This is a genomic window from Burkholderia sp. BCC1047 (genome assembly GCF_902833155.1).
GTDB lineage: Bacteria > Pseudomonadota > Gammaproteobacteria > Burkholderiales > Burkholderiaceae > Burkholderia > Burkholderia sola.
Genome location: NZ_CADFEH010000044.1, coordinates 25,514 through 38,853, shown reverse-complemented (window position 1 = coordinate 38,853; position 13,340 = coordinate 25,514). Strand labels below are relative to the sequence as shown.

General features: G+C 67.4%; 13 protein-coding genes. 10 read left to right on the top strand and 3 right to left on the bottom strand.

Features of this window, described 5'->3' with window-relative positions:
- The first annotated feature begins 352 nt into the window (after nucleotides 1-352).
- Nucleotides 353-1,594, top strand: a complete 1,242-nt coding sequence (locus HWX55_RS31765) for a PepSY-associated TM helix domain-containing protein (protein ID WP_175978589.1) — start codon at nucleotides 353-355, stop codon at nucleotides 1,592-1,594.
- Nucleotides 1,595-1,684: 90 nt separating this feature from the next.
- On the opposite strand, the gene HWX55_RS31760 is transcribed toward HWX55_RS31765, so the two are convergent.
- The gene (locus HWX55_RS31760; RefSeq protein ID WP_175978588.1) at nucleotides 1,685-2,287 is read right to left on the bottom strand and encodes a DNA-3-methyladenine glycosylase I; all 603 of its coding nucleotides are present in this window, start codon (nucleotides 2,285-2,287) and stop codon (nucleotides 1,685-1,687) included.
- Nucleotides 2,288-2,429: 142 nt separating this feature from the next.
- Here HWX55_RS31760 and HWX55_RS31755 point away from each other — a divergent pair, with 142 nt between their 5' ends.
- Both HWX55_RS31755 and HWX55_RS31750 read left to right on the top strand, forming a co-directional pair.
- A complete protein-coding gene (locus HWX55_RS31755; RefSeq protein WP_175978587.1) occupies nucleotides 2,430-3,311 on the top strand; it encodes a BadF/BadG/BcrA/BcrD ATPase family protein in 882 nt (293 codons plus the stop codon).
- A gap of 136 nt (nucleotides 3,312-3,447) precedes the next feature.
- Complete coding sequence (locus HWX55_RS31750; protein WP_175978586.1) at nucleotides 3,448-4,272, top strand: Cof-type HAD-IIB family hydrolase; 825 nt, start codon at nucleotides 3,448-3,450, stop codon at nucleotides 4,270-4,272.
- A 131-nt stretch (nucleotides 4,273-4,403) separates the two neighbouring features.
- Here HWX55_RS31750 and aqpZ read toward each other — a convergent pair whose 3' ends face one another.
- On the bottom strand, nucleotides 4,404-5,147 hold the full coding sequence (gene aqpZ, locus HWX55_RS31745) for an aquaporin Z (RefSeq protein WP_175978585.1): 744 nt from the start codon (nucleotides 5,145-5,147) through the stop codon (nucleotides 4,404-4,406).
- A gap of 299 nt (nucleotides 5,148-5,446) precedes the next feature.
- Between aqpZ and HWX55_RS31740 the strand changes: the two genes are divergently transcribed.
- Nucleotides 5,447-5,743, top strand: a complete 297-nt coding sequence (locus tag HWX55_RS31740; protein ID WP_006489320.1) for an H-NS histone family protein — start codon at nucleotides 5,447-5,449, stop codon at nucleotides 5,741-5,743.
- A gap of 102 nt (nucleotides 5,744-5,845) precedes the next feature.
- Here HWX55_RS31740 and HWX55_RS31735 read toward each other — a convergent pair whose 3' ends face one another.
- Nucleotides 5,846-6,910: a glycosyltransferase family 4 protein gene (locus HWX55_RS31735; protein WP_050015987.1), complete on the bottom strand. Its 1,065-nt coding sequence runs from the start codon at nucleotides 6,908-6,910 to the stop codon at nucleotides 5,846-5,848.
- Nucleotides 6,911-7,575: 665 nt separating this feature from the next.
- Between HWX55_RS31735 and flhD the strand changes: the two genes are divergently transcribed.
- From flhD to cheA, 6 genes are all read left to right on the top strand, one after another.
- Complete coding sequence (gene flhD / locus HWX55_RS31730; RefSeq protein WP_011350590.1) at nucleotides 7,576-7,896, top strand: flagellar transcriptional regulator FlhD; 321 nt, start codon at nucleotides 7,576-7,578, stop codon at nucleotides 7,894-7,896.
- A gap of 92 nt (nucleotides 7,897-7,988) precedes the next feature.
- Nucleotides 7,989-8,543, top strand: a complete 555-nt coding sequence (flhC, locus tag HWX55_RS31725; protein WP_050015993.1) for a flagellar transcriptional regulator FlhC — start codon at nucleotides 7,989-7,991, stop codon at nucleotides 8,541-8,543.
- 168 nt (nucleotides 8,544-8,711) lie between these two features.
- The gene (gene motA / locus HWX55_RS31720) at nucleotides 8,712-9,572 is read left to right on the top strand and encodes a flagellar motor stator protein MotA (RefSeq protein ID WP_050015994.1); all 861 of its coding nucleotides are present in this window, start codon (nucleotides 8,712-8,714) and stop codon (nucleotides 9,570-9,572) included.
- 13 nt (nucleotides 9,573-9,585) lie between these two features.
- Nucleotides 9,586-10,605 (top strand): flagellar motor protein MotB, encoded by a 1,020-nt coding sequence (gene motB, locus HWX55_RS31715; protein WP_050015998.1) that lies wholly within the window; start codon nucleotides 9,586-9,588, stop codon nucleotides 10,603-10,605.
- Nucleotides 10,606-10,621: 16 nt separating this feature from the next.
- A complete protein-coding gene (locus tag HWX55_RS31710; protein WP_050016002.1) occupies nucleotides 10,622-10,999 on the top strand; it encodes a response regulator in 378 nt (125 codons plus the stop codon).
- 33 nt (nucleotides 11,000-11,032) lie between these two features.
- Nucleotides 11,033-13,312 carry a chemotaxis protein CheA gene (cheA, locus tag HWX55_RS31705; RefSeq protein ID WP_175978584.1) on the top strand — a complete coding sequence of 760 codons (2,280 nt, stop codon included), beginning with the start codon at nucleotides 11,033-11,035 and terminating at the stop codon, nucleotides 13,310-13,312.
- Nucleotides 13,313-13,340: the final 28 nt, after the last annotated feature.

Genomic DNA, 13,340 nt, shown 5'->3' with positions numbered 1-13,340 from the left:
GTGCCTCGAAAGAGGCCGCTCCGCCGTTTTGCTTTTGCGGGCCGGGAAACCCCGGGATCGTTGCCGTGGGTCGGTTTCCGCCGACTGTCCGGCAGCCGGCTGTCGCGCTCCCGCACGCGTGCCCGTGCTTGCGTAAAAACGCAAGTAAGAATCATTCTCATTGGTATAGAATGTCGCGGATCGTATCAACACCCGCCGACCGCGCAACAATTCCATGCCGCGTACAACGGCATCCGGCCTCGCCTGATCGGGCCGGACGACCGCCGCGCGGCGCCCGACATCCAATGGACTGCATCCCGTCGAATCGGGGCCGCCGCGCGTGCCGGCCCGCTTTACTTTCGCTGCGCACGCGATGAATGCGTTCCTGCGACCGTTTCTCGTGCGCCTGCACCGCTGGTTCGGGCTCGCCATCGCGCTGTTCCTGTTCGTCGCGGGGCTTACCGGCGCGCTGATTGCGTGGGACCATGAGCTCGACGCGGCGCTGAACCCGGATTTCTATACCGCGCGCAGCGGCGCGGCGCCGCTTGCGCCGCTCGAACTCGCGGCGCGCATCGAGGCCGCCGATCCGCGCGTGCAGGTGACCTATCTGCCGCTCGCGGTCGAACCGGGACATACGCTGCAGGCGGGCGTGATGCCGCGTACCGATCCGGCGACCGGCCGGCCGTACCCACTCGGTTTCAGCCAGATCGCCGTCGATCCTGCGACCGGCGCGGTGCAGGGCCGCCGCGAATGGGGCGCACTGTCGCTCGCACGGCTCGACCTGATGCCGTTCATCTACCGGCTGCACTACTCGCTGTTCCTGCCCGTGTACGGCGGGATCAATTTCGGGTTCTGGGTGATGGGCGTCGTCGGCATCGTGTGGGCGATCGACAGCCTGATCGCGCTCGTGCTCGCGTTTCCGAACCTGAAAAGCTGGCGCAAGTCGTTCGCGTTCCGCGTGCGGCGCGGCGGCTACCCGCTCGTGTTCGACCTGCACCGCTCGGGCGGCGTGTGGGTGTGGGGGCTGCTGCTCGTCGTCGCGGTCACGTCGATCTCGATGAACCTCGCCGTTCCGGTCGTACGCCCGCTGGTGTCGCTGGTTTCGCCGCTCGCCGAAACGCCGTATACGAATCCCGAACATTTTCCGCCGGCCCGGCCGGGCAGCCAGGTGCTGCCGCGCGAACGGATCGTCGAGATCGCACGCTCGGCCGGCCGCGACGCGGGGATCGCCGCGCCGCCGGGCGCGCTGCTGTTCGCGCCGGCGATGAACGCCTATGCGGTCGGGTTCTTCACGCCGGGCAACGACCATGGCGACGTCGGGCTCGGCAATGCGTGGCTGTACTGGAATGCGGTGACCGGCAAGCCCGTCGCGGCGCAGGTGCCGGGCCGCGGTTCGGCCGGCGACCTGTTCATGCAGGCGCAGTTTCCGCTGCACTCGGGGCGGATCGCCGGGGTCGCCGGACGGGCGATCGTGAGCATGCTCGGCATCGTGATCGCGATGCTGAGCGTGACGGGCGTCTGCATCTGGGTGAAGAAGCGCAGCGCACGCGCGCGGGCCGCGCGGAGCGCGCGGCCGGTCGTGCCGGCGACGTCGTCGTCGCGCGCCGCGCGGTAAGGGTTAGGCGGCAAGCGGCAACCAGCAAGCAGCACGCGGACGGCGCAACCGCCGCGGGGCAGCGCCGGCGCCACGTTTGCGCCTGCGCCGTCAGCCCGCCTTGCGCCGACGTGCCGGCTGCTTGGCGCCGAGCGCCGCGCACTGCGCGTGGCACGGGCAGCCGGCTTCGTGATCGTTGACCATGCCGGTTGCCTGCATCAGCGCATAGCAGATCGTCGAGCCGACGAACTTGCAGCCGTACGCCTTCAACGCCTTGCTGAGCGCGTCGGACTGCTCGGTCGATGCGGGCGCGTCGCGGTACGACTGCCACGCATTCTGGATCGGCGTGTCGCCGACGAACGACCACAGGAACGCGGCGAGCGACCCATGCTCTTCGCGAATGCGCTGCACCGCGCGCGCGTTGGTCACCGCCGATTCGACCTTCGCGCGGTTGCGCACGATGCCCGGGTTCTCCAGCAATTTCTCGATGCGCTTGGGCGTGAAGCGCGCGACGGCATCGACGTCGAAATCGGCGAACGCTTCGCGATAGCCCGCGCGCTTGTTCAGGATAGTCGACCACGACAGCCCGGCCTGCGCGCCTTCCAGGATCAGCATTTCGAACAGGTGGCGATCGTCGTGCGACGGCACGCCCCACTCGGTATCGTGGTAGTGAGCGTCCGCTTCCGTCTTCACCCAGTTGCACCGCTGCGACATCGTCTGCCTCGTTTTCAGTATCGATTCGATCGCGCCAGCATAGCGGAAGCCCTTTTGGCGGGATAGCCGGCCGAACGGCAGATGGGCGCGCGGCGCCGATCCGGTTAAGCTTGGCGCCTGTTCGAATCAGCGGGATGAAGGCATGGCGGCATTACTTTTTGCGATCGGCATCGACGGCGGCGGCACGGGCACGCGCGCGGTGCTGGCCGACCGGCACGGGCGCGAGCTCGCGCAGGGGCGCGGCGGCCCGTCGGGACTCGGTCTCGGCATCGAGCGCGCATGGGCGTCGATCGGCGCGGCGTGCGCGGACGCGTTCACGCACGCCGGTCTCGCGTTCGACTGGTCGCAGTGCGCGCTCGGCTGCGGGCTCGCGGGCGTCAACAACGCGGCGTGGCTCGCCGCATTCCGCGCGCAGGCGCCGCTCGACGCGCTCGCGATCGAGAGCGACGCGTATACGACCGTCGTCGGCGCGCATGGCGGCGCGCCGGGGCTCATCGTCGCGCTCGGCACCGGCAGCATCGCGGCGGCGCTCGATGCGGACGGCGCGTGCCGGATCGCGGGCGGTTTCGGCTTTCCGTCCGGCGACGAGGCGAGCGGCGCGTGGCTCGGCGTGCGCGCGCTCGCCTATGCGCAACAGGCGCTCGACGGCCGCGTGCCGCGCGACGCGTTCGCCACGGCCCTGCTCGCCGAAACGGGCGCGCAGGATCGCGACGCGCTCGTCCAGTGGTCGTGCGACGCGAACCAGACGATCTACGCGCGTCTCGCGCCGATCGTGTTCGCGTATCGCACGCATCCGGTCGCGAGCGCGCTGATCGCGCAGGCCGGCGACGAGATCGGCAAGATGATCGACGCGCTCGATCCTCGGCAGGCGCTGCCGGTCGCGCTGTGCGGCGGGCTGGCGGACGCGCTCGCGCCGGCCGTGCCGGCGCGGCACGCCGCCCGGCTGCGCGCGCCGCTCGACGATTCGGCGCATGGCGCGCTGCGGCTCGCGCTGCATGCGTTGCGGGCGACGGAGGGCGGCTGAGCGGAGCGCGAGCGGGATGGATGCCGCGCCGCAGCAGCACCCCAGGCGGCGCGTGGCCGGCAACCGCCCGGCGCGCCGCCGGGCACGACGTTAGAATGACGCTTCCTCCGTGCCGCGCGCGCCGCTCTCCCGTCCCATGTATAAAGTCATCGCCACCGATCTCGACGGTACGCTGCTGAACAGCGACCACCAGCTGGACCCGTACACGATCGACACCGTGCGCCGGCTCGACCGCGACGGCGTGCAGTTCGTGATCGCCACGGGGCGCCACTATGCGGACGTCGCCGGCATTCGCGACGTGCTGGGCATCCGGCCGTACCTGATCACGTCGAACGGCGCGCGCGTGCATGCGCCGGACGACACGAGGATCCACGCGCAGGACGTCGACGCGGCGATCGTGCGCCGCCTCGTGCAGCCGGAAGTCGCCGGCGCGCACGGCCGCGTGATCGTCAACCTGTTCACCAACGACGGCTGGCTGATCGACCGCGACGCGCCGCACCTGCTCGAATTCCACCAGGATTCGGGCTTCCGGTACGACGTGATCGACATGGCCGCGCACGACGGCGCGGATATCGCGAAGGTGCTGTATATCGGCGAACCGGCCGATCTGGCGGTCGTCGCCGAGCAGATGCGCGTGCAGTTCGGCGATACGCTGTACGTCACGTACTCGCTGCCCGACTGCCTCGAAGTGATGACCGCGAACGTGTCGAAGGGGCGCGCGCTGCGCACGGTGCTCGCGCGGCTCGGCGTCGACGCCGGCCACTGCATCGCGTTCGGCGACAACATGAACGATATCGACCTGCTCGAAACCGCCGGTCACGCGTTCATGATGAACAACGCGAACCCCGACCTGGTGGCGCGGCTGCCGCACATCCCGCGGATCGGCAACAACTTCGACGCGGGTGTCGCCCGCCACCTGCGCACGCTGTTCTCGCTCGAAGACGACGTCGTCGTGTCCTGAGCGCCCGCCCCGGCGCCGTTTCCGTGCGCGGAAATGAAAAACGGGCGCCAGGGGCGCCCGTCGAAATTGCCTGCCTCGTGTTCTTCGACAGCGTGAGGCTCGCTGCTCTGCTCGCTTGACCCCGTAGTGTTTTATTCGCTTGTGCGAGCTGATGCGGGCAGCAGGTCGACGGCGTCGTCACGCCCGGCGACCAGCGGGTAGATGATCCCGGCGAGTGCCGCACCGATCAGCGGCGCGACCCAGAACAGCCAGAGCTGGCCGATCGCGTCGCCGCCGACAAACAGCGCCGGGCCGGTCGAGCGCGCCGGGTTCACCGACGTGTTGGTGACCGGAATCGAGATCAGGTGAATCAGCGTCAGGCACAGCCCGATCGCGATCGGCGCGAAGCCGGCCGGCACGCCGCGCTTGTCGGTCGCGCCGAGGATCACGAACAGGAAGAAGCCCGTCATCACGACCTCGCAGATGAACGACGCGGCGAGCGAGTAGTGGCCGGGCGAGCGATCGCCGAAGCCGTTCGTCGCAAAGCCGCTGCCGACCACGTCGAAACCCGGCTTGCCGGTTGCGATCAGGTACAGGACGAACGCGCCGAGCGTCGCGCCGACGACCTGCGCGACGATGTACGGCGCGAGATCGCGTGCCGGGAAGCGGCCGGCGACCGTCAGGCCGACGCTGACTGCCGGATTCAGGTGGCAACCCGAGATGTGGCCGATTGCGAATGCCATCGTCAGCACGGTCAGGCCGAAGGCGAGTGCGACGCCGGCAAAGCCGATGCCGAGGCCCGGAAAGGCGGCGGCCAGCACGGCGCTTCCGCACCCGCCGAGCACCAGCCAGAACGTGCCGAATACCTCTGCAGCGAGACGCTGAGAAAGATTCATGTAAGGACCTCGTCCAAGTGGGTTGAAGACCCGGGACGACGCAACGGATTTATTGCGCTACCGGGAATTGGTCTGGATTATAGGAAATGAATCGAGCCCGGGAGGGTAAACGATTGTTAAATTTGAATGGCTGGCGAATGCCTTTTATTAGAATAAGTCCGCATTCTCGATATAGGCGATTCGGTTAAAGATGACAGCATTAATTTCGAAGGGCAGGGCGGCAGTGCGGATGACGTAACGGATGTTGGTGTCCCGGCTGGATTCGCCGGGGCCGCATCATCGAAAAGGGGAGTCGAAAAATGTCTCAATACGCGAAACTCAAGGCGCAGATCGCCGATCTGCAAGCCCAGGCGGACGACGTGCGGCGCCAGGAAGTGGCGGCGGTGATCGCCGATGTCCAGCGCATGATTGCCGAATATGGGCTGACGGCCCAGGATCTGGGCTTCGCGGAGCGAGCGCGGCGCGGGCGTCCGCCGAAGAAGGCGCCGCTGCCGCCGAAATACCGCGATCCGAAGTCGGGTGCAACCTGGAGCGGGCGCGGCAAGCCGCCGAATTGGATCGTCGGCAAAAACCGCGATCGTTTCCTGATCGAGTGACGAAAAGCCAAATGGAAAGAGCCGCATCGACGATGCGGCTCTTTGTTTTTGCGTGCCGATTTCCGCGCGGATTTACCGCCGATTTCCGCGCGGATTTCCGTGTCAGGCGCCCGCGACCCGGCGCAATGCCGGTTGCTTGGTGGCCGCGCACAGCGATTCGTAGGTCTCGACGTAGCGCTGCGCCATCGCCTTCGAACTGAAGCGCGTGTCGAAACGTGCGCGGATCGCGGTGCGCGACAGGCTGTCGATCCGGTGCAGCGCGCCGACCGCGCCCTGCACGTCCTCGACGATGAAGCCGGTCACGCCGTCCTCGATCACTTCCGGCACCGACCCGCGGTTGAACGCGACGACCGGCGTGCCGCAGGCCATCGCCTCGATCATCACCAGGCCGAACGGCTCCGGCCAGTCGATCGGGAACAGCAGCGCCTTCGCGCCGGACAGGAACGCGGGCTTCTGCGCTTCGTTGATCTCGCCGATGAATTCGACATGCGCCTGGCCGAGCAGCGGCTCGATCACTTCCTTGAAGTAGTCGGCGTCGGCCTTGTCGACCTTCGCGGCGATCTTCAGCGGCAGCCCGCTTTGCGCGGCGATCCGGATCGCGGTGTCGACACGCTTTTCGGGACAGATCCGGCCGAGGAACGCGAGGTATTCGGGCTTCACGTCCGGCTGCGGCGTGAGCAGCGTGTCGGGCAGCCCGTGGTACACGGTGCCGGCCCACGCGGCCTGCGGCAGCGGCTTGCGCTGGTTGTTCGAGATCGACACGACCGGCGAATCCGGGAACGCGTCGAACACCGGCTGCAGCTCCGGCAGGTCGAGACGGCCGTGCAGCGTCGTCACGTACGGCGTGTCGAGGCGCGACATCAGCGGGAACGGCAGGTAGTCGAGGTGAAAGTGCAGCACGTCGAATTCGTGCGCGACCCGCGCGACCTGCTCGAGGAGCCGCATGTGGGGCGCCATCGAATCGCGGACCGACGGGTCGAGCCGCAGCGCGCGCGGCCACGCCGCCTCGAGACGGGCCGACGTGACGGAGTCGCCGCTGGCGAACAGCGTCACGTCGTGGCCGAGTTCGACGAGCGCCTCGGTGAGGTAGGACACGACTCGCTCGGTGCCGCCGTAGAGTTTCGGCGGAACGGCTTCGTAAAGCGGCGCGATCTGGGCAATTCGCATGGGATTTCTCCTGTGTCGATCCGAGCGCGCGACGGCGCCGATGCGGATCCCTTACAAGGTTGCGGAACTTGCCGACGCACGCGGTTCGCGATACGTGGTCGGGCCCTGGGCGGAGTGCGCGGAGCGCCGGACGGCAAGCTGCGGGGCGGGCCGGCACGGCTCGCGCCGCCGCCCATTGGAGTCCATTATCGATATCGCCCTGAGGGGTTCGAGTGTTTTTTCAAACACTTAAGGCTTGTTACACGATGAAATACGCGAAAACCCCGACAAAAAGGGCACGGAATCGCGAATCGCGACAGCCATAACTATTGTTGCGCTATCGTGAAAAACCACTATAATTTTTACCGATCCGATTGCCGGCGCCTTGCCGGCAAGCCTTCCGCCACCGGCGCGGCGGCGATCGGGCCCTCTCGCAACCGAATCCGCGTTGCAACCCGTTTTCCCGATGGCTCCTTTCAATTCGCCTTGTCGGAAAAATTCCTACACGGTTTACAGACAAATCCTGCATGGCATACGCCACTTCGCTGATACCGACATAAATCCCGTTTGGCCAAAATTCGCCCTGTAAGACTATAAACGAGCCGACTGAGCGCCCAGTGCGCGCTGATCGAGCAAACGTTTTCATAACATGAATGGCCAAAGCACAGCTTTTTAACGGGGGAATCATGAGCGCTACCAGTGAAATGCTCAGTGAGATCAAAGAGGTCAACCTGTCGTACCTCCTCCTCGCGCAGCGACTGCTGCGGGAAGACAAGGCGATGGGCATGTTTCGCATGGGCATTTCCCAGGAACTCGCCGACGTACTCGCCAACCTCACGCTCGCGCAGACCGTGAAGCTGGCCGCGTCGAACCAGATGCTGTGCCGCTTCCGCTTCGATGATCACGCGCTGCTGTCGTCGCTCGCCGACAAGGGCCGCAGCGATGTCGTCGCGCACGCCCACTCGGCCATCCTGATGGCCGGGCAGCAGGTCGAAGGCGTCCGCTGATCCATCCCGCCTTGCGTGTGTCCCGGCGTGCTGCGCCGGCCGGCAGCGTATTGGCCATTCATTCGCACAACGTCAAGCGGACGGTTATCACCATGGCAAGCAAAAGCGTCGTGATCGAGGTGAAGGAAATCACCCTCGCCATCGAACTCATCGAACTGGGCGCCCGGCTGCAGCTGCTGGAGGCGGAGACGAGCCTGTCGCGGGACCGTCTGATCAAGCTGTACAAGGAACTGAAGGGCGTGTCGCCGCCGAAGGGGATGCTGCCGTTCTCGACCGACTGGTTCATGACGTGGCAGCCGAACATCCACTCGTCGCTGTTCTACAACATGTATCGGTTCATGCAGGACCACGGCCGCTGCGATCCGATCCAGTCGATCGTGAAGGCGTACCGGCTGTATCTGGAGCACGTGAACCTGTCCGGCGACGAGGCCGCGCTGAGCCTCACGCGGGCGTGGACGCTGGTGCGCTTCTTCGATTCGGGGATGCTGCAGATGACGCCGTGCACGCGCTGCGGCGGCCACTTCGTCGCCCATGCGCATGATCCGCATCAAGGTTTCGTGTGCGGGCTGTGCCAGCCGCCGTCGCGCGCCGGCAAGACCCGCAAGGCCGCCGCCGCGCGCGCCGAACTGGCCGCCGCCGTGGCCTGAGCTCGGCCGGGCGGGCCGCGAGCGACATCCGAGGGCCGCGCGAATCGTCCACGCATTGCTGGTAAACACCGTCGGGCTGCCGCCGGGCGGCCGCGAAAGTTTTCCTGCCGACTGCCGTAAACCTGTTTAACGGCGGTCTTCCCGCCGGTCTTTCGTGAGGGACAGGCAGTGCTGATTATCGTGGGAACACTCGTGACGCTGTTGTCCGTCTTCGGCGGTTATGCGCTGGCAGGCGGGCATCTGGGCGCGCTGATCCAGCCCATCGAGATCCTGATGATCGTGGGTGCCGGCGTCGGCGCGTTCATCCTCGGCAACGGCGGCAAGACCATCAAGGCCACGCTGCGCGTGTTGCCGACGCTCTTCAAGGGCTCGAAATACACGAAGGACGTGTATATGGAGCTGATGGCGCTTCTCTACGTGCTGCTCGCGAAGGCACGCAAGGAGGGCACGCTGACGCTCGAAGCCGACATCGACGATCCGGAAAAGAGCCCGATCTTCACGCAATATCCGAAGATCCTCGCCGATCACCACATCGTCGAATTCCTGACCGACTACCTGCGCCTGATGGTGGGCGGCAACATGAACGCGTTCGAGATCGAAAGCCTGATGGACGAGGAGATCGAGACGCACCACACGGAAGGCGAAGGCCCCGCGCACGCGCTGATGCGCGTCGGCGACGCGATGCCGGCGTTCGGGATCGTCGCGGCCGTGATGGGCGTCGTGCACACGATGGCGTCGGCCGACAAGCCGCCCGCGGTGCTCGGCGCGATGATCGCGCAGGCGCTGGTCGGCACGTTCCTCGGGATCCTGCTGTCGTACGGGCTGATCGGGCCGCTCGCGAGCCTCGCGGAGCAGCGGGTGGCCGAGTCGACCAAGATGTTCCAGTGCATCAAGGTGACGATCCTCGCGACGCTGAACGGCTATGCGCCGGCGATCGCGGTCGAGTTCGGCCGCAAGGTGCTGTTCTCGACCGAGCGTCCGTCGTTCTCCGAGCTCGAAGAACACGTGCGCCGCGTGAAGGCCAAGTGAAGCGGAGCGAACGATGAGCAAGAGCAAGGATCGCGCGATCGTCGTCAAGCGGGTGGCCCCGGCGAAGAAGGGCCACCACGGCGGCGCATGGAAGCTCGCGTACGCGGACTTCATGACCGCGATGATGGCGTTCTTCCTGCTGATGTGGCTGCTGAGCTCGGTCACGCCGGTGCAGCTGAAGGGGATCGCCGAATATTTCAACATGCCGCTGAAGGCCGCGATTCTCGGCAGCGGCGACCGCAGCTCGCAGGATTCCAGCATCATCAACGGCGGCGGCCGCGACCTGTCGAGCACGGATGCCGGCACGCTGCGCCGCACCGACGGCACGACGTCGCTCGCCGAGCGCCTCGCGAAGGCGGGCGACGAGCATTCGCGGTCGCAGGCGGAGGGCGCGCAGGACCGGCTCGAGCAGACGCGCCTGCACGACCTGCAGATCAAGCTGATGGCGGCGATCGAGGCCAATCCGACGCTGCGCCAGTTCAAGCAGCAGATCCGCATCGACTCGACGCTGATGGGGCTGCGCATCGAGATCGTCGATTCGCAGAAGCGGCCGATGTTCGCGATGTCGAGCGACCACGTCGAGCCGTACATGCGCGACATCCTGCGCGAGATCGGCAAGACGCTGAACGACGTGCCGAACCGGATCATCGTCCAGGGCCACACCGACGCCGTGCCGTACGCGGGCGGCGAGGGCGGCTACAGCAACTGGGAGCTGTCGGCCGATCGCGCGAACGCATCGCGCCGCGAGCTGATCTCCGGCGGCATGGACGAGGCGAAAGTGCTGCGCGTGCTGGGCCTCGCGTCGACGCAGAACCTGAACAAGGCCGATCCGCTCGATCCGGAAAACCGCCGGATCAGCGTGATCGTGCTGAATCGCAAATCCGAAGAAGCGCTGATGCGCGACGACGCGACGACGACGACGCTGTCCGCCGACGCGGCCGGCTCGAAGCTGCTCGCGCAGCAGCTCGGCGGCCCGACGCCGGCGGCGCGCCCGGTCGTGGCGAGCGCCGTCGCCGTGGCGCCGAAACCCTGACGTTTCCGAGACAGACATGATCCGAACCATTCTCGCCATCGACGACTCCGCGACCATGCGTGCGCTGCTGCAGGCCACGCTTGCGCAAGCCGGCTACGACGTGACGGTGGCGCCGGACGGCGAAGCCGGCTTCGACATGGCGGCGACGACGCCGTACGACCTGGTCCTGACCGACCAGAACATGCCGCGCAAGAGCGGGCTCGAGGTGATCGCCGCGCTGCGCAAGCTGACCGCGTACGCGGACACGCCGATCCTCATCCTGACGACCGAAGGCAGCGACGCGTTCAAGGACGCCGCACGCGACGCGGGTGCGACCGGCTGGATCGAAAAGCCGATCGACCCGGGCGTGCTGGTCGACCTGGTCGCCACGCTGTCCGAGCCGGCTGCTTCCTGACATGAACGCGACGATTTCAACCGGTGACCGGGCATGACTCTCGACATCACTCAGTTCTACCAGACCTTTTTCGACGAAGCGGACGAGCTGCTCGCGCAGATGGAGCAGCTGCTGCTGAACCTCGACGTCGATGCGCCCGATCCCGAGGATCTGGCGGCGATCTTCCGCGCCGCGCATTCGATCAAGGGCGGCGCGGCGACGTTCGGCTTTTCCGCGCTGACCGATACGACGCACATCCTCGAATCGCTGCTCGACCGTGCGCGCAACCATGAGCTGACGCTGACCAAGGAGATGGTCGACGCGTTCCTGGAAACCAAGGACGTGCTGTCCGACCAGCTCGTCGACTACCGCGCGAGCGCCGAGCCGGACGCGGCCGCCGCCGCGGCGATCTGCGCGAAGCTCGAACGGCTGAAGGCCGAAAGCGGCGCGGGTGCGCCCGCCGCCGCCGCGCCTACGCCGGCCGCACCTACGCCGGCCGCGCCGGTTGCCGCCGCCGTCGCGCCGGCTGCCGCGCCCGCCGCCGGCGACGACCGGGCGCCCGACCATGTGGTCGAGCAGGCCGTCGCGGCCGCGCATCCGGCGGCCGACGCCGATGCCGGCGCCGACGGCCCGCACCTGAAGATCACGCTGGTCGGCGTCGACGCGAAGGACCAGGCGCTGCTCACCGAAGAACTCGGCAACCTCGGCCGGATCGTCGGCCGCGAGGAAGTGGGCGCGGACCTGACGCTGTGGGTCGAATCGGACGTGCCGTCCGACGACATCGTCGCGGTGTGCTGCTTCGTGATCGACGAAAGCCAGATCCGCGTCGGGCGCGGCACGGCGCCGGCTGCCCAGGCGGCGCCGGCCGTCGCGCCGGCCGCCGCGGCCGTGGCTGCTGAAGCTGCCGAACCGGCCGCCGCCGCGCAGCCCGCGCGCGTCGAGGTGTTCGCGCCGCAGGCCGCCGCGCCGCAACCGGCGGCCGCGGCGCCCGCTACGGCTCCGGCCGCCGCCGTGCAGCCGCAGCCGCAACCCCCCGCTCAACCGCAGCCGGCCGACCACGCAACACCGGCCGCCGCCGCGCATCACGACGACAAGCGCGCGCGCCCGGCCGCCGCGGCGGCAGGCGGCGCCGAAGGCAGCTCGATCCGCGTGGGCGTCGAGAAGGTCGACCAGCTGATCAACCTCGTCGGCGAACTGGTGATCACGCAGGCGATGCTGGCGGAGACGGCCAGTGCGTTCGATCCGGCGCTGCACGACCGCCTGTTCAACGGGATGGCGCAGCTCGAGCGCAACGCGCGCGACCTGCAGGAAGCGGTGATGTCGATCCGCATGATGCCGATGGACTACGTGTTCAGCCGCTTCCCGCGGCTCGTGCGCGACCTCGCCGGCAAGCTCGGCAAGCAGGTCGAACTGGTCACGTTCGGCCAGGCGACCGAACTCGACAAGAGCCTGATCGAACGGATCATCGATCCGCTTACGCACCTGGTGCGCAACAGCCTCGACCACGGGATCGAAACCGTCGACAAGCGCGTCGCCGCCGGCAAGGATGCGGTCGGCCAGCTCGTGCTGTCGGCCGCGCATCACGGCGGCAACATCGTGATCGAGGTGAGCGACGACGGCGCGGGCCTGAACCGCGAGCGGATTCTCGCGAAGGCCGCGAAGCAGGGCATGCAGATCTCCGAGAACATCAGCGACGACGAAGTGTGGCAGCTGATCTTCGCGCCGGGCTTTTCGACCGCCGAGACGGTGACCGACGTGTCGGGCCGCGGCGTCGGGATGGACGTCGTGAAGCGCAACATCCAGTCGATGGGCGGCCACGTCGAGATCTCGTCGCAGGCGGGCCGCGGCACGACCACGCGGATCGTGCTGCCGCTCACGCTCGCGATCCTCGACGGGATGTCGGTCAAGGTCGGCAGCGAGATCTTCATCCTGCCGCTGAACTTCGTGATGGAGTCGCTGCAGCCGTCGAACGACGACATCTACACGGTCGGCAACGGCGAACGCGTGGTGCGCGTGCGCGGCGAATACCTGCCGCTCGTCGCGCTGCACGAGGTGTTCTCGGTCGACGACGCGCGCACCGACCCGACGCAGGGGATCGTCACGATCATGGAAACCGAGGGGCGTCGTTTCGCGATGCTGATCGACGAACTGGTCGGCCAGCAGCAGGTGGTCGTGAAGAACCTCGAAACCAACTACCGCAAGGTCCACGGCATCTCGGCGGCGACCATCCTCGGCGACGGCAGCGTCGCGCTGATCGTCGACGTCGCGGCGCTGAACCGCGAAACCCGTGCGATGCACGGCGCCCGAGCCGGCGCCGAGCTCGCCGTCTTCTGACTCTCGCCATTCAACCGATTGGGGGCAA